17 protein-coding genes and 5 pseudogenes are annotated in these 21,578 nt (G+C 72.6%); 7 read left to right on the forward strand and 15 right to left on the reverse strand.

The window, feature by feature from the left end:
* Positions 1-80: 80 nt before the first annotated feature.
* Positions 81-467, reverse strand: coding sequence for a hypothetical protein (locus JNW87_RS09005; RefSeq protein WP_109801889.1), 387 nt, complete (start codon positions 465-467; stop codon positions 81-83).
* 166 nt (positions 468-633) lie between these two features.
* Here JNW87_RS09005 and JNW87_RS09010 point away from each other — a divergent pair.
* Positions 634-1,985 (forward strand): annotated as a pseudogene (locus JNW87_RS09010) (ABC transporter substrate-binding protein).
* 54 nt (positions 1,986-2,039) lie between these two features.
* On the opposite strand, the gene JNW87_RS09015 reads toward JNW87_RS09010, so the two are convergent.
* Together JNW87_RS09015 and JNW87_RS09020 are read right to left on the reverse strand one after the other, a co-directional pair.
* Positions 2,040-2,783 (reverse strand): enoyl-CoA hydratase/isomerase family protein, encoded by a 744-nt coding sequence (locus JNW87_RS09015; protein ID WP_109801887.1) that lies wholly within the window; start codon positions 2,781-2,783, stop codon positions 2,040-2,042.
* Positions 2,780-3,637 (reverse strand): 3-hydroxyacyl-CoA dehydrogenase family protein, encoded by an 858-nt coding sequence (locus JNW87_RS09020; protein ID WP_109801886.1) that lies wholly within the window; start codon positions 3,635-3,637, stop codon positions 2,780-2,782. The genes JNW87_RS09015 and JNW87_RS09020 overlap by 4 nt, the downstream gene beginning before the upstream one ends.
* A 167-nt stretch (positions 3,638-3,804) precedes the next feature.
* On the opposite strand from JNW87_RS09020, the gene JNW87_RS09025 reads away from it, so the two are divergent.
* Positions 3,805-4,110: a hypothetical protein gene (locus JNW87_RS09025; protein WP_109801885.1), complete on the forward strand. Its 306-nt coding sequence runs from the start codon at positions 3,805-3,807 to the stop codon at positions 4,108-4,110.
* A gap of 38 nt (positions 4,111-4,148) precedes the next feature.
* On the opposite strand, the gene JNW87_RS09030 is transcribed toward JNW87_RS09025, so the two are convergent.
* Positions 4,149-4,931: a bifunctional 2-polyprenyl-6-hydroxyphenol methylase/3-demethylubiquinol 3-O-methyltransferase UbiG gene (locus JNW87_RS09030; RefSeq protein WP_109801906.1), complete on the reverse strand. Its 783-nt coding sequence runs from the start codon at positions 4,929-4,931 to the stop codon at positions 4,149-4,151.
* Between the two features lie 53 nt (positions 4,932-4,984).
* Here JNW87_RS09030 and JNW87_RS09035 point away from each other — a divergent pair, with 53 nt between their 5' ends.
* The gene (locus JNW87_RS09035) at positions 4,985-5,365 is read left to right on the forward strand and encodes a PPOX class F420-dependent oxidoreductase (RefSeq protein ID WP_109801884.1); all 381 of its coding nucleotides are present in this window, start codon (positions 4,985-4,987) and stop codon (positions 5,363-5,365) included.
* A gap of 91 nt (positions 5,366-5,456) precedes the next feature.
* Here the strand turns inward: JNW87_RS09035 and JNW87_RS09040 are convergent, their stop codons facing one another.
* Positions 5,457-5,666: a BldC family transcriptional regulator gene (locus JNW87_RS09040; protein ID WP_007073996.1), complete on the reverse strand. Its 210-nt coding sequence runs from the start codon at positions 5,664-5,666 to the stop codon at positions 5,457-5,459.
* A 252-nt stretch (positions 5,667-5,918) separates the two neighbouring features.
* Positions 5,919-6,758 carry a hypothetical protein gene (locus tag JNW87_RS09045; RefSeq protein ID WP_109801883.1) on the reverse strand — a complete coding sequence of 280 codons (840 nt, stop codon included), beginning with the start codon at positions 6,756-6,758 and terminating at the stop codon, positions 5,919-5,921.
* A gap of 174 nt (positions 6,759-6,932) precedes the next feature.
* Here JNW87_RS09045 and JNW87_RS09050 point away from each other — a divergent pair, with 174 nt between their 5' ends.
* Together JNW87_RS09050 and JNW87_RS09055 are read left to right on the forward strand one after the other, a co-directional pair.
* Complete coding sequence (locus JNW87_RS09050; RefSeq protein WP_109801882.1) at positions 6,933-8,015, forward strand: Glu/Leu/Phe/Val dehydrogenase; 1,083 nt, start codon at positions 6,933-6,935, stop codon at positions 8,013-8,015.
* Between the two features lie 302 nt (positions 8,016-8,317).
* Positions 8,318-8,533 carry a DUF3073 domain-containing protein gene (locus JNW87_RS09055; protein WP_088996883.1) on the forward strand — a complete coding sequence of 72 codons (216 nt, stop codon included), beginning with the start codon at positions 8,318-8,320 and terminating at the stop codon, positions 8,531-8,533.
* A 144-nt stretch (positions 8,534-8,677) separates the two neighbouring features.
* Here the strand turns inward: JNW87_RS09055 and amcA are convergent, their stop codons facing one another.
* From amcA to JNW87_RS09080, 5 genes and pseudogenes are all read right to left on the reverse strand, one after another.
* On the reverse strand, positions 8,678-8,914 hold the full coding sequence (gene amcA, locus JNW87_RS09060) for a multiple cyclophane-containing RiPP AmcA (protein ID WP_109801881.1): 237 nt from the start codon (positions 8,912-8,914) through the stop codon (positions 8,678-8,680).
* The gene (gene amcB, locus JNW87_RS09065) at positions 8,883-9,986 is read right to left on the reverse strand and encodes a cyclophane-forming radical SAM peptide maturase AmcB (RefSeq protein WP_304598682.1); all 1,104 of its coding nucleotides are present in this window, start codon (positions 9,984-9,986) and stop codon (positions 8,883-8,885) included. The genes amcA and amcB overlap by 32 nt, the downstream gene beginning before the upstream one ends.
* Positions 9,987-10,110: 124 nt before the next feature.
* The gene (purM, locus tag JNW87_RS09070; RefSeq protein WP_109801879.1) at positions 10,111-11,265 is read right to left on the reverse strand and encodes a phosphoribosylformylglycinamidine cyclo-ligase; all 1,155 of its coding nucleotides are present in this window, start codon (positions 11,263-11,265) and stop codon (positions 10,111-10,113) included.
* Positions 11,266-11,328: 63 nt separating this feature from the next.
* Positions 11,329-12,911, reverse strand: a pseudogene (gene purF / locus JNW87_RS09075) (amidophosphoribosyltransferase).
* A 165-nt stretch (positions 12,912-13,076) separates the two neighbouring features.
* Positions 13,077-13,400 carry a sterol carrier family protein gene (locus tag JNW87_RS09080; protein WP_375373483.1) on the reverse strand — a complete coding sequence of 108 codons (324 nt, stop codon included), beginning with the start codon at positions 13,398-13,400 and terminating at the stop codon, positions 13,077-13,079.
* 142 nt (positions 13,401-13,542) lie between these two features.
* On the opposite strand from JNW87_RS09080, the pseudogene JNW87_RS09085 reads away from it, so the two are divergent.
* Positions 13,543-15,576 (forward strand): annotated as a pseudogene (locus tag JNW87_RS09085) (carboxypeptidase regulatory-like domain-containing protein); the annotation flags it as partial.
* 313 nt (positions 15,577-15,889) lie between these two features.
* Here the strand turns inward: JNW87_RS09085 and JNW87_RS09090 are convergent.
* The 4 genes and pseudogenes from JNW87_RS09090 to purS form a co-directional block, all read right to left on the reverse strand.
* Positions 15,890-16,638, reverse strand: a pseudogene (locus JNW87_RS09090) (2-phosphosulfolactate phosphatase).
* Positions 16,639-16,642: 4 nt separating this feature from the next.
* A pseudogene (purL, locus tag JNW87_RS09095) lies at positions 16,643-19,388 on the reverse strand (phosphoribosylformylglycinamidine synthase subunit PurL).
* 64 nt (positions 19,389-19,452) lie between these two features.
* Positions 19,453-20,136: a phosphoribosylformylglycinamidine synthase subunit PurQ gene (gene purQ / locus JNW87_RS09100; protein WP_109804756.1), complete on the reverse strand. Its 684-nt coding sequence runs from the start codon at positions 20,134-20,136 to the stop codon at positions 19,453-19,455.
* A complete protein-coding gene (purS, locus tag JNW87_RS09105) occupies positions 20,133-20,396 on the reverse strand; it encodes a phosphoribosylformylglycinamidine synthase subunit PurS (RefSeq protein WP_109804757.1) in 264 nt (87 codons plus the stop codon). The genes purQ and purS overlap by 4 nt, the downstream gene beginning before the upstream one ends.
* 401 nt (positions 20,397-20,797) lie before the next feature.
* Between purS and JNW87_RS09110 the strand changes: the two genes are divergently transcribed.
* Positions 20,798-21,412 (forward strand): YbjQ family protein, encoded by a 615-nt coding sequence (locus JNW87_RS09110; RefSeq protein WP_375373482.1) that lies wholly within the window; start codon positions 20,798-20,800, stop codon positions 21,410-21,412.
* Positions 21,413-21,578 lie beyond the last annotated feature (166 nt).

The raw sequence follows: 21,578 nt of genomic DNA on the forward strand, positions 1-21,578 counted from the left end.
AGCGGTAGGACACGGACCGGCGGCTGGGGCGGCGCGTGCTGATCCCGCGGCGCCCGTCCCCCCGGCCGGGGGCCGCGAGGTCAGCCGGCCCGGCTGCGCAGCGTCGCCACAGTCGAGCCGGCGAGGGTGAGCAGGCAGTCCGGCAGCAGCCCGTCGGCCATCGCCGCGCCGAAGAGCGCCTCGCCGGTGTCGGCGTCGTGGTTGGCGTACGCGCTGACGAAGCGGGCCACCCAGCGGGTGTCGTAGTCGGCCTGGTCGATGCCGGGGAAGTCGAGTGCGCAGGCCCCGGGGGTGACGTCGCCGACCATGGTGCCGGCCAGGCACCAGGCCACCCCGTACGCCCCGGCCAACCCGGCCCGGTCGACCACCGCGTCGAAGGCGCCCACCACCGCGTCGCCGTCCCCGGCCAGCGCCGAGCGGAGCACGGCGGTCGCGTCGTCCAGCGTCTGCTGTGCTTCGTCGGTCACGTGCGGCACAGTAGGACGGCCGGTCAAGCGGTGACCAGGGCACAGTCCGATGGTCACGCTCCGTACCGGGCTGGGTCGGCCTCCCGACCGGACCGCCCTCCACGGTCCCACCGTCCCCGCCGGCACGCTAATGTGCCTGCGGACCGTTGGCGGAGGAAGGACGACCATGCTCGTATCACGCGGTTCGCGCGCGGCCGTGATCACGGCCTGTGCGGGGCTACTGCTCGCCACCAGCGCCTGCGGCAGCGACAAGACCGATGGGGGTGCCACCACCACCCAGGTGCGCCTCTACGGCACCGACGGAAACATGCTCAACTCGTACGCGACGGAACTGAAGGACCGCGCCGAGCTGGTGAACGGGATGAAGGGCACCACCCCGCTGACCCCGCTCCCGGAGAACTTCAAGGAACGGCTACTCACCGTCAACCCGAAGCTCAGCGACTACCTCTACTCCGCGGAGACGTACGACGCGGTGGTGATCAGTGCGCTCGCCGCTCAGCTCGCCGGCAGCACCGACCCGGCCGTGATCGCGAAGCAGATCGTCGGGGTGACCACCAACGGCGAGCGCTGCGATGCCCCGGCGGCCTGCCTGGAACTGGCCCGCGAGGGGCGGGACATCGAGTACCGGGGGGTGTCGCTCACCCGGGCCGGGTTCACCGACGCCGGCGAGCCGGCCACGGCCAGCTACGCCACCCTGCACTTCGACGACCAGAAGATCGACGACGGCAAGACCGAGTTCGTCGGCGCGGGCAACGAGTCGGGGGCGAGCAGCAAGGCGCCGCCCCGGGCGAAGAAGCAGCGCGGTGGCAAGTCGGACAAGAGTGACGGCTCCCCGCTGGTCCTCGGCGGGCTGCTGCCGCAGACCGGTGACCTGGCGCTGGCCTACCCGCCGATGGCGGCCGGCGCGGCGCTGGCCATGAAGGACGTCAACGCGGGCGGCGGGGTGCTCGGCGAGCCGGTGGTCTGGATCGACGGCGACGACGGCACCAACCCGGCGGTCGCCAAGGCAACCGTGGCCTCGCACATCAGCAAGGGCGTGCACGTGCTCATCGGTGCGGGCGCCTCGGGCATCTCCCGCGCGTCCTGCCGGACGTGGTCGCCGCCGGCCGGGTGCTCTTCTCCCCGTCGAACACCGACGCCGGGCTGACCACCGTGGACGACAAGGGTCTGTACTTCCGTACCGCGCCGCCGGACAGCCTCCAGGGCCGCGCCCTGGCCGACGTGATACTGCGCGACGGGCCGCACAAGATCGTCATCGTGGCGCGGAAGGACTCCTACGGCGAGGGCCTCCAGGAGAACGTGCGGGTGGAACTGGAGCGGGCCGGCATGGGCGCCGACCGGGTCAAGCTGCTGACCTACGTGCCGCCGGCCGACGCGAAGGCGCCGCCGGTGGACTTCAGCACCGGGGCCACGGAGATCAAGGACTACGGCGCGGACGCCGTACTGATCATCGGCTTCGGCGAGTCGGCGCACGTGGTGACCGCGCTGGCCGACGCCGGGGTGCAGATCCGGCACTGACCGACGACGAAGGCCGCACCGGACCGGTGCGGCCTTCGTCGCGTCCGGGGCGGGTCAGCGGGAGCGCCGCCGCTCCAGGAACTCGGTCATCCGCCGGTGCTTCTCCTCGTCTTCGAAGAGCACCGCCTGGCTGACCAGGTCGAGCTGCGGATGGGCGGCGGGTGGCGCGTCCACGGCCAGCTTGGTCAGTCGCAGCGCCAGCGGCGAACCCTTGGCGATCTCGTCGAGCAGCCCGTGCGCGGTGGGCAGCAGTTCGGCGGGCTCGGCCACCACCCGGTTGACCAACCCGATCCGCAGCGCCTCGTCGGCGTCGACCCGGCGGCCGGTGAAGAGCAGTTCCTTGGCCCGGGCCTCGCCGATCAGCGCCGGGAGGCGGTGCGTCGCGCCCGCGCCGGCCAGGATGCCCAACCGCACCTCGGGCTGGCCGAAGACCGCCCGGGCCGTGCACACCCGCAGGTCGCAGGCGTACGCCAGCTCGGCGCCGCCGCCCAGCGCCGGACCGTCCACGGCCGCCACGGTCGGCATGGGCAGTGCCCGGATCCGGGCGAAGGCGGCCGAGTTGATGGCGGCGAGGGCGTCGACCCGGCCCCGCTCGCGGAGCTGGCCGATGTCCGCCCCACCGGCGAAGATGCCGTCGGCCCCGCCGGTGAGCAGCAGCAGCCGGGGCCGGGCCTCCAGCTCGGCGCAGACCGCGTGCAGCTCGCCGATCAGGTCGGCGTCGATGGCGTTGCGCTTCTCCGGCCGGTCCAGCGTCACCACCAGCCGGTCCGGCAGTTCCTCGATCCGCAGTCCGCTCACTTCTTCGCGCCGCCTTCCCAGGTGTAGAAGCCCTGGCCGGACTTCTTGCCCAGCCTGCCGGCGGCCACCATCTCCACGAGCAGCGGCGGCGGCGCGAAACGGTCCCCGTACGCGGCCTGGAGCGTGCGGGCGATGTCGAGCCGGACGTCCAGCCCGACCAGGTCGGTCAGCTCCAGCGGGCCCACCGGATGCCGGTAGCCGAGCACCATCGCCTTGTCGATGTCGGCGGGGCCGGCCACCCCGTCGGCGACCATCCGGATGGCCTCCAGCCCGAGGGTGACCCCGAGCCGCGACGTGGCGAAGCCCGGCATGTCGCGTACGACGACGGGGTCCTTGCCCAACCGGCCGGCGAGCGCGACGGCCGCGTCGGTGGCCTCCGGCGCGGTGGCCGGGCCGACCACGATCTCCAGCAGCGTCATCGCCCAGACCGGGTTGAAGAAGTGCAGGCCGAGGAACGCCGCCGGCCGGTCCAGGCCGGTGGCCAGGTCGGCGATCGGGATGCTGGAGGTGTTGCTGCCCAGCAGGGCGGGGCGCCGGGCGGCGGCCTCGCGGAGCACCGCCCGCTTCAGGTCGAGCCGCTCCGGGACCGCCTCCACGATCACCTCGGGGCCTTCGGCGACCTCGCCCAGCCCGGCCCGCAGGGTCAGCCGCGCCCGGTTCGCCGCCGCCTCGTCGGCGGTCAGCTTGCCGCGCTGTACTCCGCGTTCCCACAGCTCGTCGAGGCGTCGCACGGCGGCGGCGGCGCGTGCCGGATCCACCTCGACCAGCTCGACCGGGAAGCCCGCGCCGGCCGCCACGTAGGCGATGCCGAGCCCCATCGTGCCGGCCCCGACGACCACAAAACGACCACTCATGACGTCCCCTCGCCGCGGGCGGTGACGAGCGGGGTCTCCGCCACGCCCGGCCGCTCGCTCCGCTCGTTCATGGGTGCGACCCTAGGCGGCACCGGTTCGTCGGGGACGTGTGGGGGCGCGCCGGATCGGGTACAGACGGCCGTCAACCGAGGGAAGGACCAGCCGACATGAGCCAGGCACCGGAGAACGCCGCCACCACCGGCACCGCCGAGGACACCGGGACGGTGGAGACCCGCGGCGAGGAGCGGGTGGACCTGCTGCGCGCGGACACCAACAACGACGGGAAGACCGACGTGTGGGTGGTGGACACCGACGGCGACGGCAAGGCTGACCTGTTCCAGTTCGACACCGACGGTGACGGCAGGGTGGACATCACCATGGTCGACATCGACGAGGACGGCACCCCGGACGAGGTGGTCGACGGCGACGGCGGGCTCCCGCCGGAGGAGCACTCCCCGACCGTCCAGGTCTGAGCCACCGACGCCGCCCCCGGGTACGCCCGGGGGCCTCGTCACGCCCCGGCCAGTTCCAGGGTCGCCAGGTAGTAGGGCCGGTCGGCGTCGTCCACGTCGACCAGTCGCCACGGTGAGCCGTGGACCAACTCGGCCAGCTCGTCGACCGAGCACACCAGATAGTCGAACCACTCGGTGCCCAGTTGCCGGTAGCGCAGCCGCAGCCGTAGCTGCCCGCCGAGCCGGCCGCGCCGCCGGTTGAGCTCGTGGTAGCCGGTGTGCACCGGGTCCCTGGTGCCGTACGGGTCGGTGCCGTGCGCGATGATCCGCGCGCCGGGCCGGGCCAGCGCGGCGAGCGCGGCGAGGAACCCGGGCGCCCGCTCCCGGCCCTCGATCAGGCCGAGGTTGTTGCCGAGCAGCAGGAAGGTGTCGTACCGACGGCCGTCCGCGACGTGCTCGTCCACGGTGCCGAGCACCAGGTCCCGTACGCCCCGGTGCCGGCACACCCGCAGCGCCCCCGCCGAGGTGTCCAGCCCGGTGACCGGCGTCCCCCGCTCCTGGAGGTGCAGCGCGATCCGGCCGCCGCCGACGCCGATGTCGAGGGTCCGGCCGCGAACCCGGTCCACCGCCCGGTGGTCGTGCGGCGGCCACGCCTGCGGCGGGTCCAGGTAGTGCGCGGCGGGCGCGCCGTTGACCAGCCCGTCGTCCCGCTCGATGATCTCGATGACCGGCCGGGGCAGGCGTCCACCGGCCAGCGGTCGGGGGCCGACGCCGGTGGCGACCGCGTACGCGTCGCGGATCATCTCGCCGAACACGTCGCCGATGGTCGGTTCCCCCGTCACGGCGCTCACGCTATCCGGGCCGGGATCGGTTGTCGCGGCCGTATCCTGGCCACGTGACCGACCTGGACCGTCTCGCGGCGGAGAAGTACATCCTGTTGACCACCTTCCGCAAGGACGGCCGGGCGGTGCCGACCCCGGTCTGGGCGGTCCGGGACGGCGACGCGCTGGCGGTCTGGACCGTGTCGGACTCCGGCAAGGTGAAGCGGATCCGGCGCGACGGTCGGGTGACGGTGGCCCCGTGCGACGTGCGCGGCAAGCCGCACGGCGGGGCGGTGCCCGGGCACGCGACGATCTCCGACCTCGCCGGCACCCGCCGGGTACGCGACCTGCTGAAGCAGAAGTACCGCCTGCTCGGCCGGCTCAGCCTGCTCGGGAGCCGGCTGCGCCGGGGCGAGCGGGGTACGGTCGGGCTGCGGATCACCCTGGACGAGTGACCCCCGGACGCGATTCAGGGGCGGCGGACCGTCGCTGTCGCGTACGTCCGGCCGCCCCTGAATCGGAACGCCTGATGAAACGTCCGGGTCGTCAGTCGCCCTGACGCTGCTGCGGGATCTGGCCCTGCAGCAGAGCCCTGACCTCCGACTCGCGGTAGCGGCGGTGGCCGCCCAGGGTCCGGATGGCGCTGAGCTTGCCAGCCTTGGCCCACCGGGTCACCGTCTTCGGGTCGACACGGAACATCGACGCCACCTCGGCCGGCGTGAGTAGCGGCTCTGGTTCGTGCGTTCGCGATGCCATCGGGTCACTCCTCCACGTGTATAGACATCGGCCGGGGTCCCGCCGGCCGACGCGTCTCCCATGGTCCGGCTAGTCCCCGATGTCCGACATGGGCCGAACGGCTGAAGGTCCCTAGACGGACGGATGAACCATGCCCGATTTTTACTACTTTTACACCGCAGAAAGTACCTTATTCGGACTCATGATCACGGTTCGTGATGCGCCAACTACGAGGCACTCTCAAGTTGAGAGCGCTTTCTGGGCGATTTGCGGTTAGTTGCACCGCTCCAGCAGCTGCACCGCGCGCCACCGGGCGACCAGCTTGTCGTACGCCGCCGAGGCCTCCTCCGCCTCGCCCCGGGACAGCCCGGCCAGGCCGTTCGCCACCAGCTCGGTGGAGTCGTCGGCCGTCAGCATCTCGTCCGGCAGCAGCTGCACCAGGCCGCCGTAGTCCAGCTCCACCACCGAGCGCGGGTGGAACTCCTCCAACCACCGGGCGGCCTCCTCGACCGCCTCGGTGATCGGCGCCTCGCCGACCGACTTGCGCAGCACCGACAGCGCCCGCGACGACCGGCGGCGGGCCTTGGAGATCTCGGTCCGGTAGCGCAGCGCCCGGCGGCCCGGGTCGGTCACCAGATGGCGCTCCGCCGGCTCGAAGAGCACGAACCAGCGCAGCGGCACCCCCCAGGTGGCGATCTGCTCGTGCACCCGGGGCACCCCGTGCTCCAGCACCCGAGCCCCGCTGCGCCAGTCCTCCACCACCGCCTTGGCCTGCCCGGCCAGGATCGGCGGGACGAACGCGTCGGCCAGCACCGACGGCACCCCGTCCCGGGCGCTCAGCGCCGCCTCGGCCACCCGGATCCGCAGGTTCCACGGGCAGACCAGCAGGCTGTCGTCCGTCTCCAGGACGTACGCCTCGTCCGGCAGGTCGGGCAGCCGGGTCCAGCCCGCGCCGAGCGCCTCGATCACCGCCGTCCGCTGCCGGACCGGCCCCTCCAACGGGGCCACCGCACGACCCTCGTTGACGTACCGGCGCCAGAACGACTGGCGGTCCCGGTCGAAAGCGGTCAGCGGCTCGTACACGCGCAGATAAGAAGCGAAGAGCGACGGCACGCCGCGATCCTCCCACGAGACGGAACCCGCACGCCGTCAGCGTGACGCGGACACGTGACGCGGGCGACGGTACGGCTTCGGCCGATATTAGGCTCAGCAGCACCGGCAGCATCCCGCCGGCGTGCCAGCAGGGTCCGCGCCCCACAAGGGCGCCCACCGTCACAGGAGTCAGCCATGGGCGTATTCGCCAGCACCGAAGACCCGGGATCGACCGGTCACGAACAGGTCGTGTTCTGCCAGGACAAGCAGTCCGGCCTGAAGGCGATCATCGGGATCTACTCCACCGCGCTGGGCCCCGCGCTCGGCGGCACCCGGTTCTACCCGTACGCCAGCGAGGACGACGCCCTCGCCGACGTGCTCGACCTGTCCCGCGGGATGGCCTACAAGAACGCCCTGGCCGGGCTGGACCTCGGTGGCGGCAAGGCGGTCATCTGGGGTGACCCGGAGCAGATCAAGAGCGAGGCGCTGCTGCGCGCGTACGGCCGCTTCGTGGAGTCGCTGGCCGGGCGCTACTACACCGCCTGCGACGTCGGCACCTACGTCGCCGACATGGACGTGATCGCCCGGGAGACGAGCTACGTCACCGGCCGCAGCGTCGAGTACGGCGGCGCGGGCGACTCCTCGATCCTCACCGCCTGGGGCGTCTTCCACGGCATGCGGGCCGCCGCCGAGCACGTCTGGGGCACCCCCTCGCTCGCCGGCCGGCGGGTCGGCGTCGCCGGCCTGGGCAAGGTCGGCAAGTACCTCACCGGGCACCTGCTGGACGACGGCGCCGAGGTGGTGGCGACCGACGTCAACCCGAAGGCGCTGAAGTGGGTGCGCGCCACCCACCCGCAGGTCGCGCTGGTCGACGACGCCGCCGCGCTGGTCGCCGCCGACATCGACGTGTACGCCCCGTGCGCGCTGGGCGGCGCCCTCAACGACGACACCGTGCCGGCGCTGCGGGCGAAGGTGGTCGCCGGTGCGGCGAACAACCAGCTCGCCCACCCGGGCATCGAGAAGCTCCTCGCCGACCGGGGCGTCCTCTACGCCCCCGACTACGTGGTGAACGCCGGCGGCGTGATCCAGGTCGCCGACGAGATCGAGGGCTTCAACTTCGACCGGGCCAAGCTGCGGGCCACCCGGATCTACGACACCACCCGGGAGATCCTCCGGCTCGCCGACGACGAGGGCGTCCCGCCGGCGGTCGCCGCGGACCGGCTCGCCGAGCGGCGGATGGCGGAGGTCGGCCGGCTCCGCACGATCCACCTGCGTTGAATGTCACTCCGGGGGCGGGCCGTCCGTCCGCCCCCGGTCCAGCGCTCGGACGGCGGCGGCGTTAAGCTGGGAATTGGGGGGCTTCGTACCGGTTTGACCGCTGTCACGGGCGGTCCCGCAGTTCGGTCCTTACCGGGTACAATTTGTCACGGCCGGATCACTGCGACGCGCAGGGACGGTCGACGGTAACCCGAGGTGCCGAACGGTGGCATCCCCATGTACCGTAAGAGCCACGAGAGATGCCTGACGTCATCGGGGCCCGCCTTCGGGCTGCCCCGCATTCTGTGCGAGGGGGTCGAGCCATGGGGCGCGGCCGTGCTAAGGCCAAGCAGACGAAGGTGGCCCGGGAGTTGAAGTACCACTCCCCGAACACCGACCTCACCGCCTTGCAGCGCGAGTTGGCGGGTGCTGGTAAGTCTGAGCACAACTTCGACGACGACTACAAAGAGTATGTCGACGACGATGATGAGGATCACGCGGACGAGGACCCGGACACCTGGGTCCGTCCGACCCGCTGACCTCCGGACGCAGCTGAGCACGCGGTAACTCCCCGCGTGCTCACGCATGTGCCCATCCGAAGCGGCGCCACCGATGATCAGGGACCACGCGGGCCGGAGACGACTCCGGTCGACCAGCGGGTCCCTGATCTCGGACGCGTACCGTCAGCGGGGCCGGTTGTTCCAGTTGTAGAACGTCGGGATGTTCTCGAAGTGGTTCCACGCGCAGACCGCGCTGGCGCCATCGCCGCCCGCCACCTCAGCCCGCAGCCGACGCGCGGTTTCGGCCTCGTGGAGCAGTGCGGTCAGCCCCGGGGCGGCCTCCCGCACCCGGTCGCCGACCGGATCCGGGTCGGCTCCCCCGACGCCCTCAGGCTGCCGGCGACTCGTGGTCTCTGGCATGCTCCAACACTCCCTCCAGTAGGCGGATCTTGCTGTTGCGGCAGTGCTCGGTCTCCGTACCGTCAAAACGCCCCAGCTCGAAGTAGCGGTTGGCGGCGTGGCCACCCCCGCAGAACCCGAAGTAGGGGCAGGACGACCGGCACGCCTCCACCCCGGCGAGGAACTCGCCCACCCAGGGCGTCCGGCCGGCGTCGGCCAGGATCTCGACCAACGGGGTGGCCAGCACGTTGCCGCTGGTGAAGTCGCCGTACCGGGGATCGGTGAAGCCGGCCAGCTCCGGCGAGAGCACCACCACCGAGCCGTCGTGGGCGACGGTCGGGATCGGGTCCAGGCTCCGGGGCAGCAGCTGGTCCGCCGTGCCGGCCAGGACCGCCCCGGCGTACCGCAGCGACCACTCCACCTCGCGCAGGTGGATCCGTGGATCCCGGCGCCAGGCGGCGACCAGCTCCGCCCAGAACGCGGTGACCGCGCCGGCGTCCCGGGCGTTCGTCCGCGTGTTGACCCCCTCGGTCTCCTCGATGTTGACGCCCAGCACGTCACAGCCGAGGTCGAGGAAGTAGTCGTACAGCTCGGTGGCCAGCCCCGGGTCGGGCCGGGAGACCACCGCGAGCGCCGAGAAGGGCAGCCCGTGCCGGCGCAGCGCCGCCACCCCGGCCACGATCCTGTCGTACGCCGGCCGGCCGCCCCGGGTGACCCGCTCGGCGTTGCGCTCCCGCGGCCCGTCCACGCTGACGCTCACCCGGATGCCGTGCTCGGCGAAGAACGCGCACCAGGCGTCGTCGATCAGCGTGGCGTTGGTCTGGACGTGGTGCTCCACCTCCGGGCCGAACGGCGCCAGCAGCGCCGCCAGGTGCTCCCGGCCGGCCGCGAGCGGCTCCCCGCCATGCCAGACGACGGAGAAGCGATCCGCGGCCGCCCACGGGTTGACCGACGCCGCCACCGCCTCGGCGACGGCCACCGGCATCCGCTGGTCCGCCGCCCGCATCGGCAGGTAGCAGTAGGCGCAGTCGAGGTTGCAGAGAGTGGTCGGCTGCATCACGACGTACGACGGCACGGCAGCGATGCCGCGCATGCCGGTGCTCCCCCGTGTAGCCATCAACCCTCCTCCGCCCCGCCTGAGGTGCCCTTCAGGCTAGGCGGCGGTGGCCACTCGGGTGAACCCCCGATCAGGTGGCCGGATGATCACCGCAGCGTGATCAGCCCCGGGTGTGCTGCCCGATCATCTGCACGTTGCCCGAGCCCTCGATGATCTCGCCGGCCTGCCAGGCGTCCACGCCCCGGCCGGTCAGGGTGGCCAGCGCGCGGTCGGCGTCCTCCGCCGAGACGATCGCGAACATGCCGACGCCCATGTTGAACGTCGCCTCCATCTCCGGGTCCTCGATCCGGCCCTTGGACTGGATCAGATCGAAGATCGGCTGCGGCTTCCAGGTGGAGCGGTTCACCACCGCGTCGACGTGCTCCGGCAGGACGCGGACCAGGTTGCCCGGAATGCCGCCGCCGGTGACGTGCGCGAGCACCCGCACCTCGGCCTCGGCGATCAGCTTGAGGCAGTCCTGCGCGTAGATCTTGGTCGGGGTGAGCAGTTCCTCGCCGAGGGTCCGCTGCCGGCCGAAGTCGTCGATCACCACGTCCAGCCGCATCCGGCCGGCGCCGAGCAGCACGTGCCGGACCAGGGAGTAGCCGTTGGAGTGCAGACCCGAGGAGCGCATCGCGATCACCACGTCGCCCACCTCGACCCGCTCCGAGCTGAGGATCTCGCTCTCCTCGACCACACCGACGCCGGTGGCGGAGATGTCGTACTCGTCGGGGCGCAGCACGCCCGGGTGCTCGGCGGTCTCCCCGCCGAGCAGCGCGCAGCCCGCGTACCGGCAGCCGTCGGCGATACCGGCGCCGATCTCGGCGACCTTGTCCGGCACGACCTCGCCGGTGGCGATGTAGTCGAGCAGGAACAGCGGCTCGGCGCCGCAGGCCACCAGGTCGTCGACGACCATCGCGACCAGGTCGATGCCGACCGTGTCGTGGATGTCGAGCTGCTGGGCGATGACCAGCTTGGTGCCGACCCCGTCCGTGGAGGAGGCCAGGATCGGGTTCTTGTACTTCTTCGTGTCCAGCCGGAACAGGCCGGCGAAGCCGCCCAGGTCGCCCATGACCTCCGGGCGACGGGTCTGCTTGACCTTGGACTTCAGCAGCTCGACCGCACGGTCGCCCGCCTCGATCGACACCCCGGCGTCCGCGTACGAGACCGAGCGTTTGCGCGCGGTGCGGCCGGTGCCGGCCGTCCAGGGCTGGCGGTCGCCGCCGGCGCCCGTCGGGCTGCTTCCTGCGCCGCTGCGCTCGGACACGTGGGTCACGGTTCTCCCCTTTGTGGTTCTCGCGGACCCGGCCTTGGAGTGTCGGTCCCGCGTCGGGTGGTGCTATGGGCGGTGGGTGGCGACCGACGGTCTCAGGTCGGGGCGCGGCGCCAGACGCGCCGAGCTGAAGTTGTCGTCGCGCCCGAAGTGGCGACGAGCGCGGCGGTGGCGTCGGACGCCTCGGAGGCGACCCGGCGGCCGACCCCTTCGAGCACGTGCTTGCCGATCAGGTTCCCGGCGGGCAGCTCGATCGGGTACTCCCCGTCGAAGCACGCCCGGCAGAGCCGGGTCTTCGGCTGCTCGGTCGCGGCGATGAGGCCGGGGAGCGAGACGTAGCCCAGCGTGTCGGCACCGATCGAACGCCGGATGCCCTCGTTGTCCAGGCCGTTGGCCAGCAACTCGGCGCGGGTGGCGAAGTCGATGCCGTAGAAGCACGGCCAGTTGACCGGCGGCGAGGAGATCCGGACGTGCACCTCCAGCGCACCGGCCTCACGCAGCATCCGGACGATGGCCCGCTGGGTGTTGCCGCGGACGATCGAGTCGTCCACCACCACCAGGCGCTTGCCCCGGACGTTCTCCCGCAGCGGGTTCAACTTGAGCCGGATGCCGAGCTGGCGCAGCGTCTGCGACGGCTGGATGAAGGTGCGCCCGACGTACGGGTTCTTCATCAGGCCGGCGCCGTAGGTGATGCCCGACTCCTCGGCGTACCCGATCGCGGCCGGCGTGCCGGACTCCGGCACCGGGATCACCAGGTCGGCCTCGACCGGGTGCTCCTTGGCCAGCTGGCGGCCGATCTGCACCCGCGCGGCGTGCACGTTGCGGCCGGCGATGGTGGCGTCCGGGCGGGCGATGTAGACGTACTCGAAGAGGCAGCCCTTGGGCTCCGGCGGGGCGAACCGGGTCGACCGCAGGCCGTCCTCGTCGATCGCTATCAGCTCACCCGGCTCGACCTCACGCACCACGCTGGCACCGACGATGTCCAGCGCCGCGGTCTCGCTGGCCACCACCCAGCCGCGCTCCAGCCGGCCGAGCACCAGGGGCCGTACGCCGTGCGGGTCGCGGGCCGCGTAGAGCGTCGACTCGTCCATGAAGACGAAACTGAACGCGCCGCGAAGCTGCGGCAGCACCTCCAGGGCGGCCGCCTCGACCGAGAGGTCCGGTCGACTGGCCAGCAGCATGGTGACCAGCGAGGTGTCGTTGGTCGCGCCGTCGGCGACGAGGCCGCGCTCGGCGACCTCGCGCTGCAGCTCCGCGGTGTTGACCAGGTTGCCGTTGTGGGCCAGCGCGATGGTCGTGCCGGAGCTGGTGGAGCGGATGGTCGGCTGGGCGTTCTCCCAGGTCGAGCCGCCGGTGGTGGAGTAGCGCGCGTGGCCGATCGCGAGGTGCCCGCGCAGGCTGGCCAGGGTCGGCTCGTCGAAGACCTGGGCCACCAGCCCGAGGTCCTTGTAGACCACCACGCCCGACCCGTCGCTCACCGCGATGCCGGCCGCCTCCTGGCCGCGGTGCTGGAGGGCGTAGAGCCCGAAGTAGGTGAGGTTCGCGACCTCCTCGCCCGGCGCCCAGACGCCGAAGACGCCACAGGCGTCCTGGGGGCCGGGGCGCTGGGGGTCAAGGTCGTGGCTCAGCCGGCCATCGCCTCGGGGCACGTGCCGCTCCCTCATGCTGGTCTGGACTGGCCTGGGCGGAGTCGGGGGGCAGCTCCGCACGGTCGGCCGGGACCGTCGTCGCCTGACAGTGTACGCGAATCGAAGTCGATACTGATAGTCACGATTCGCCTCCAGATCGTGACGGAAGATCGGGCGTCGGCGCAGCTAGAGGGGAAGATGCCCGGAAAGGTCCGCCCGGATACCGCTGGTGCGTACGCGACCCTCGGTGACCGCCTCCGACCATCCGAGACGGCCGGTGGCCAGCGCGAGCCAGGTGGCCGGGTCCATTTCCACCACATTCGGTGGCGTTCCGCGGGTGTGTCGCGGGCCGGCCACGCACTGGACGGCACCGTAGGGTGGGACACGCACCTCCACCGATCGGCCGGGGGCGCGCTCCGCGAGGACGGCCAAGAGGGTACGGACCGCCTCCCGGTACACCGGCCGTTCGGGCGTACGCCCCTCGTCCAGCGCCGTCAATGCCGCGACCACCGCAGCGGACTTAATGTGCGGAGAGGACACGACGGGACGATACGACCCGGGATCGACAGCCGCGAGACCGGCCCTGGGTCGCGCTTGTCGGGTCAGACAAGGCATAGTTGCCGACGGCGTATTCGTACCGTGATGATCCCCGGCCCGGCACCCGCCGGCCAGGGAAGTCAGACCGGAAGGCGGTGGACGTGTCAACACACCGACGTGCCTGGAAGCATCGGGCCGGTGTGGTCGTAGCGCTGGTTGCCGGCGCGCTGCTCGCCGTCCCCGCCACACCAGCGTTTGCCGCGCCCAGCGTCAGCGATGTTTCTGCCTCACCCAGCACAGTTGAGGCGGGTAAGACCACGAAGGTGAGCTACAGCCTCACCTTCGATCCTGCCTCGCAACCGGCCGACATCAGCTTCCGTTCGAGCAATCCGAAGCTGAGCTGTGTCGACAAGTGCTTCCGGGGCAAGGTCACCGCGAGTGGCACCTACGATGCCACCTTCAAACTCGCGGACGATGCGGCGAGCGGATCTGCCCAGATCACGGTCACGGCCACAGACTCGATTGGCGCGCTGAAGGACAGGCAGGAGGGGTCGACGATGGTCACTCTCGTCGCCAAGGCCGCTCCGCCGCAGGCGGAGACCGTCAAGTCGATCTCGGGCAAGGTGGTCATCAGCGCCAACGGCGATCCGGTGCCGAACGCCACGGTGATGATCGTCGACTCGCAGCAGCACCGCTACACCACCGCCAGCGACAGCAGCGGCAACTACCGCTTCACCGGCTCGACCAGCAACCCGATCACGCCGGGTCGGATCGAGCTCGGCGCCATCAAGGGCGAGGACAAGGGCACCAAGACGGTCAACGCGAGCGCCGGGCAGAGCGTGACCGGCCAGCGGATCGCCCTGCCGATCAAGGTCGAGGTGAGCCCGAGCGCCACCCCCTCGGCGAGCGAGGAGGCCGCGCCGACGGACGAGGCGACGGACGACGCCGCCACCGACGAGCCCGCCAGCGAGGCTCCCGTCGGCCAGCAGCAGGCCGCCGCCGACGAGGGTTCCGGCGCCTCCTGGCTGCTGATCGTGCTCGGCGGTCTCTTCGTGGCGGTGGGCGTCGGCACCATCGTGCTGCTCTACATGCGGCGCAAGAACGAGGGCGACGACGGCGACGGGGACGGCCCCGGCGGCCCGGGTCCCGTCGCCGGCGCCGGTGCGGTGCCGGGCGCCCGGGGCGGTTACCGGGGCGCCGACGACCAGACCCGGGTGGTGAACGGGATGGGCGCCGGCCCGTCCGCGACCATGGTCGGCGGCACCTCGCTCAGCGACGCGCCGACGATGATGCACCGACCGGTCGTCGACGACGTCCCGCCGGATCCGTACGGTGCTCCGCCGCCCTCGTACGGCCCGGGTGGGCAGCCCGGCTGGGCCGGCAACGGCTACGGCGACGAGGCGCCCGGTCAGGGCGGCTACGGCGCTGCCAACGGCTACGGCAACGCCCCCTCCTCGGGTGGCGGCTACGGCAACTCGCCGTCCTCCGGGGGCGGCTACGGCAGCCGGGACTACGGCGCCGGGGCGGCCGGCTACCCGCCGGCCCCGGCCGGCGGTGGTTACGGTGAGCCGGCCCAGGGCGGCGGCTACGGCGAGCGGTACGACGAGCCGACCGGGCGATACGCCGGTGACGGCACGCAGTCGTACGCCCCGCCGGCCGACCCGTACCCGACCAGCACCTACCAGCGCCGGCGGACCAGGGGCGGGGTTACGGCCAGCCGGACCCCGACCAGTACGGTCGCGGGCCCGAGCCGACCAACGGCTACGGCGCCGGTGCCGGATACGGCGCCCCGGGCGGCGGCTACGACGGCGGTCCGGCCGGCGGCGGCTACGACAACGCGCCCGCCGGCGGCGGCTACGACAACGCGCCCGCCGGCAACGGCTACGGCAACCCGCCGGCCGGCGGCGGCTACGACAACGGCCAGCAGGGCTACGACCAGCGCGGCGGCTACGGCGGCGACGGATACGGCCAGCCCCAGCAGGGCGGGTACGGCCAGCAGGGCGGCTACGGCCAGGAGCAGCCGCCGCCGCAGCGCAGCGGTGGCTACGACCAGGGCGGCTACGACGCTGACCCGGCGCAGGCCGGTCGGGGTCGCCCGGACGCCCCACCGGAGCGCGGTGGCCGCCGGCTGGACTGGCTCGACGACTGACCGGTCGGGGCGTGACCGCCCCGAGGATCTCGACAGTGGCCGTCCGGGACTTCCCGGGCGGCCACCGCCGTGACGGGGTGGCCTCGGTCGTCACGGGTTGATTGGCGTGATCGCGGGTGGTCCGCGGAAGCGCGGGCGGTGGTGCCTGCCGGCCGCTACGCAGCTGATGTCGTAGGTGAATCGCGGGGTCCGAATCATTCACGTCATCAGGTTCGTAGCGTCCCGTCACCCACAGATCCGGAGAAGGACGGCAGGTCGGCGGGCGCGGGCCGGGGGCGAAAGAGCACGCGGCGAGGGGCGGGGCGGGGCCGGGTCAGGCGGCGGAGAAGAAGCCCTTCCGCAGCACCGGCACCACGTCCGAGGCGTCAACCTGGACGGCGACCTCCACGTCGGCGGCGAAGCCGTCCTCGACGAGTTCCCGGCCGGAGACGCAGCCGCGGACCGCCGCCGGCACGTCCGGGGTGCTGGCCAGCGCGGCCAGCGCCATCGCCGCCTCCACCGAGAGCCCACCCGGCACGCCGACGAGGGCGTCCAGCACGCTCGCCGCCCCGAGGTGGTCCTCGACGGAGGGGCGCAGCGAGCCGTCCGGCCAGCGTTCGCCGGCCGCGACCACGCCGACGGGGGCGTCGATCGAGCCGTACCCCTGGGCGCGCAGCCATCGCCCGACGGCGCGCGCGTTGCGCAGGCACGCCGCGACCACCGGCAGGCCGGTGGCGCTGGCGGCGGCGCTGATCGCCGAGCCGTTCGGTGAGGGCAGCACCAGGTCGCTGACGACCGGCGCGGTACGCAGCGCGGCCGGGGACAGCGACCACGGATGCTCCGGGGTCATCCGGCGGCGGCCGACGGCCGCGACGGCGCCGACCCGGCGGGCGTACTCGGTCGCCTGCTCCCCCCAGGGGAACGGGTGCACCCGCATGCCGCGGCCGACCGCCACCTCCACGGCGTGGTGAACGAGAGCACGTCCACCACCACCAGGGCGGCACACACCCGGCCGAGTTCGGCCGCCCCGGTCAGCCCCCAGTCGAACCGGGCGCCGGAACCGGGCTGCGTGTAGACGGTCAACGCGTCAGCGCTGATCGGGCGCGGCGGGCTGGTCCGGGTCACCGGAGGAAGCCGCCGCGGACCCTTCCGGGCCGGCCGGCTCGGTCGCGCCGGAACCGCCGTCGGTCGTCTCGTCGGCGGCACCCTCGCTCACCGCCGCGACGTCGTCGGTCACCTCGGCCTGGGGCGCGATGGCCTCCGCGGGCCGGCCGTCGGCGGGCCCATCCTCGGTCGCGGCGGCCGCCACGTCCACCGGCTGCTCGGCGGTGGCCGGGAGGACGGTGGTCGTCCCGGTCCGGGCCGCCTTCACCTGGGCCGCCTCCTGGCCGCCGAAGAGCCGGGGCAGGGTCTCGGTGTGCGCCGCGCGCAGCTCGTCAAGGCCGATCCGGAACTGGCCGTGCACCTCGAGGGCGCCGCCGGCCGGGTCGGTGACCCCGATGAACTCCCACGGCACCTCGCGCTCGGCGCAGAGCGCGGTGAACGCCTTCTCGTGCCCGCGCGGCACCGACACCAGGACCCGCCCGGCGGACTCGCTGAACAGGTAGACGAACGGCATCGAACCGCCGGTGAAGTGCTCCGGCACCGCGATCCGGGCGCCGACGCCCCGCCGCAGGCAGGACTCGACCAGGCTCTGGGCCAGACCGCCGTCGGAGAGGTCGTGGGCGGAGCTGAGGTGGCCCACCCGGGCCGCCTCGGCCAGCAGCTCGGCGAGCTGCCGCTCACGGCCCAGGTCGACCTGCGGCGGGATGCCACCCAGGTGCTCGTGGGTCACCCAGGCCCATTCCGAGCCGGAGAGCTCCACGTGCGTCTCACCGAGCAGGAAGAGCTGGTCGTGGTCGCCGCCCGGCCGCGGCACGAAGCCCATCGGCACCCGGTCCGCGACGTTGTCCAGCACGCCCAGCACGCCGACCACGGGGGTAGGGTGGATGGCCGCCGCGCCGGTCTGGTTGTAGAAGCTGACGTTGCCGCCGGTCACCGGGATGCCCAGCTCCAGGCAGCCGTCCGCCAGGCCGCGGACGGCCTCGGCGAACTGCCACATCACGCCCGGGTCCTCCGGCGAGCCGAAGTTGAGGCAGTTCGTCACGGCGATCGGCTTCGCGCCGGTCACCGCCACGTTCCGGTACGCCTCGGCGAGCGCCAGCTTGGTGCCGTGGTACGGGTCGAGACGCGCGTACCGGCCGTTGCCGTCGACGGAGAGCGCCACGCCGAGGCCGGTCCGCTCGTCGATCCGGATCACGCCGGAGTCCTCCGGCTGGGCCAGCACGGTGTTGCCCAGCACGTACCGGTCGTACTGCTCGGTGACCCAGGTCTTGTCGGCCAGGTTCGGCGACGCGATCATGCGCAGCAGGGTCTCCCGCAGCGCGTCCGGGGTGTTCGGCCGGGGCAGCGTCTCCGCACGGTCGGCCTGGAGCAGGATCAGGTCGGCCGGCTCGCGCATCGGACGGGCGTAGACCGGGCCGTCGTCGACCAGGGAACCCGGCGGGACGTCGACCACGATCTGGTCACGCCAGGTGATCAGCAGCCGGCCGGGCTGGCCGTCCGGCGCCGGGGCGGTGACCTCGCCGATCGCGGTGGCGAGCACGCCCCACTTCTCGGCGGTCTTGAACACCGACTCCAGCTTGTCCGGGGCGACGACCAGCAGCATCCGCTCCTGCGACTCGCTGGCCAGGATCTCGTGCGGCTCCATCGAGGGCTCGCGCAGCGGCACCCGCTCCAGCCAGACCCGCATGCCGGTGCCGGCCGCGGCGCAGTCTCGGTGAGCGCGCAGGTCAAGCCGGCGCCGCCGAGGTCCTGGATGCCGACGACCAGCTCGGCGTCGTACAGCTCGAGGCAGGCCTCGATCAGCAGCTTCTCGGTGAACGGGTCGCCCACCTGCACCGCCGGGCGGCGCTGCTCGCTGGCCTCGTCGAAGGTGGCGCTGGCCAGCACAGACACGCCGCCGATGCCGTCCCGGCCGGTCTTGGCGCCCAGCAGCACCACGATGTTGCCCGGCCCGGCGGCGGCCTTGTTCTGCAGCCGGTCGACCGGGAGCACCCCGAGGCAGAGCGCGTTGAGCAGCGGGTTGCCCTGGTAGCTCGGGTCGAAGACGAGCTCGCCGCCGATGTTCGGCAGGCCGAGGCAGTTGCCGTAGCCGCCGACACCGGCGACCACGCCGGTCAGCACGCGGGCGGTGTCCGGGTGGTCGGCCGCGCCGAACCGCAGCGGGTCCATCACCGCGACCGGGCGGGCGCCCATGGCGAGGATGTCCCGGACGATGCCGCCGACACCGGTGGCCGCGCCCTGGTACGGCTCGACGAAGCTCGGGTGGTTGTGCGACTCGACCTTGAAGGTCACGGCCAGCTCGTCGGAGACCCGGACCACGCCGGCGTTCTCCCCGATGCCGGCCAGCAGCCGGTCGCTCGGCGGGGCCTTCTCACCGAACTGGCGCAGGTGCACCTTGCTGGACTTGTAGGAGCAGTGCTCGCTCCACATGATCGAGTACATGGCCAGCTCGGCCTGGGTGGGCCGGCGGCCGAGGATGTGCCGGATCCGGTCGTACTCGTCGTCCCGGAGGCCCAGCTCGGCGTACGGCTGGAGCTCCTCGGGGGTGCCGGAGGCCCGGGGCACGGTGTCCACGCCGAGGGCCCAGTCGTCGGCCGGGGCCGGCTCGGCGGTGCGGCCGGCATCGACCGGGCCGGCCTGCGGCACCACGACGCCGCCCGCGGCTCCGCCGGGGCGGCCGGGAAGGCGCCCGGTGTCTCCCGTACGGCCGGGTCCGGATGGGTGGTCATGACCTCTCCTCGCTGCGCTCGCCGGCGTACCGGCGGGTGAGCCGACCGATGGTCCCGCGCACGGTCACGCCGGCGCCCCCACCAGGTGCTTGAGCACCGAGGTGAAGAAGCCGAGACCGTCCAGGGAGGGGCCGGTGAGGGCCTCCACCGCGTGCTCGGGATGCGGCATGATGCCGACCACGTTGCCGGCGGAGTTGGTGATCGCGGCGATGTCGCGCTGCGAACCGTTGGGGTTGCCGCCGAGGTAACGGGCGACGACCCGACCCTCGGCCTCGAGCTGGTCCAGCGTCGCGGGGTCGGCGACGTAGCAGCCCTCGCCGTTCTTGACCGGGATCAGCACCTCCTGCCCCGGCTGGAACGCGTTGGTCCAGGCGGTGCCGGCGGACTCGATCCGCAGGATCTGGTCCCGGTTGCGGAAGTGCAGGTGCTGGTTGCGGGTGAGCGCGCCGGGGAGGAGGTGGGCCTCGCAGAGGATCTGGAAGCCGTTGCAGATGCCGAGCACCGGCAGGCCACCCCGGGCCGCGTCCACGATCGTCTCCATCACCGGGGCGAACCGGGCGATGGCGCCGCAGCGCAGGTAGTCACCGTAGGAGAAGCCGCCGGGGAGGACGACCGCGTCCACCCCGTGCAGCTCCGGGTCGCCGTGCCAGAGGCGGACCGGCTCGGCGCCGGCGATCCGGACGGCACGGGCCGCGTCCCCGTCGTCGAGCGAGCCGGGGAAGGTCACCACACCGACCCGGGCGGTCACTGGTGCGCGTCCACGGTCTCGTCGGCCTCGACCAGGCGGACGGTGAAGTCCTCGATGACCGGGTTGGCGAGCAGCTTGTCGGCGATCTCCCGGGCCCGGTCCAGGTCCGGTTCACCGGTGAACTCGATCTCGATCCGCCTGCCGATCCGGACCGAGGCGACGTCGCTGACGCCGAGCCGGGGCAGCGCGTTTGCGACGGCCTGGCCCTGGGGATCGAGGATCTCGGGCTTGAGCATGACGTCGACGACGACGCGAGACACTGGGCACTCCTGACTGTGTACGCAGTTGGGTGCCGACCCACAACGGGCGAGCGCAGCCAGCCTACCTGGCAGATACCGTCCCGGCCGCACCGGCCGGGCGCAGTCCAGGCACTGATCAACATAACCGCCGGAGAGTGCGTCGACGCGCCGTCCGGTAGGCCGCGAAACCTGCCCGGAGCAGGCAATTCACAGCGCGACAGGTGACCAAATTGTTACACCGGTCGTCGTCGCGTTACCGCATGTCAGCCGCCCGCAGGCGGCGGAGGGCATCGGCCGGCCTCCATGCGCCGGCCCCCTCGCCGAGAATCCGGACGGAGCGCACCCGGCGGGGCATGTCCCGGGGTGTCGGCTCCCGCCGCTTTTCGGGCCCGATCGTGCCTTCTCGGGCATCCGCCACTGCCGTGACCGGCGACCGCCCCGCTGGCCGATGTCCGACAGTTCCCGCCGTACGGGCCCGCCACGACGCGCCCGACCCCGGCGCCTCGTTTTGCAGCATCCGATCAGGTGAACAACCCTCACGAACGGCCCGCTCTCCGGCTGACAGCATCGGAACCGTGCTGGTCGTGACGACGGATCAACTGCCCGGCTACGAGATCCGCCAGATCCTCGGCGAAGTGGTGTCCTCGATGGCCAGGACCCGGAACCCGTACCGCGAGGGGGTCAAGAACCTGCGCGGTGGCGCGTACGACCCGATGGCGCCGGACAACCTGACCCGCTGGCGTACCGACTCGGTGGCCCGGCTCGGCGAGGAGGCCGAACGGCTCGGCGCGAACGCGGTGATCGGCATGCGCTTCGACAGCCGGGACTGTGGCGAGATGTGGATGGAGATCTGCGCGTACGGCACGGCGGTGATCGTCGTACCCAAGATGCCGGACGTCATGCCGGCCGACCAGCCCATGGTGGCCGCGGAGTCCGCCCATGAGCCCGGGATCGTGGAGGCCCCCGGCGGCATCGCCGAACCCGCGAGCGCCCCCAACCTCTCCTCCGCCGCCGAAACCCCCACCCGCGACTCCTGACCGGACCCGCCCACCTGAGTCGATCATGAAGACTCCCCGAGGGGCCGGGGCGGGGCGGTCAGAGGATGGACCGCGATTGCCGACAGCGACGCCCACATCATCGCAGCCGCTGGCCCCGACCTCCTCACCGCGCAGCCGGTCGGTGACGCGCCTCGTACGCTTCGCT

It is taken from the genome of Micromonospora sp. ATA51 (assembly GCF_016802855.1).
GTDB classification, from domain to species: domain Bacteria; phylum Actinomycetota; class Actinomycetes; order Mycobacteriales; family Micromonosporaceae; genus Micromonospora; species Micromonospora sicca.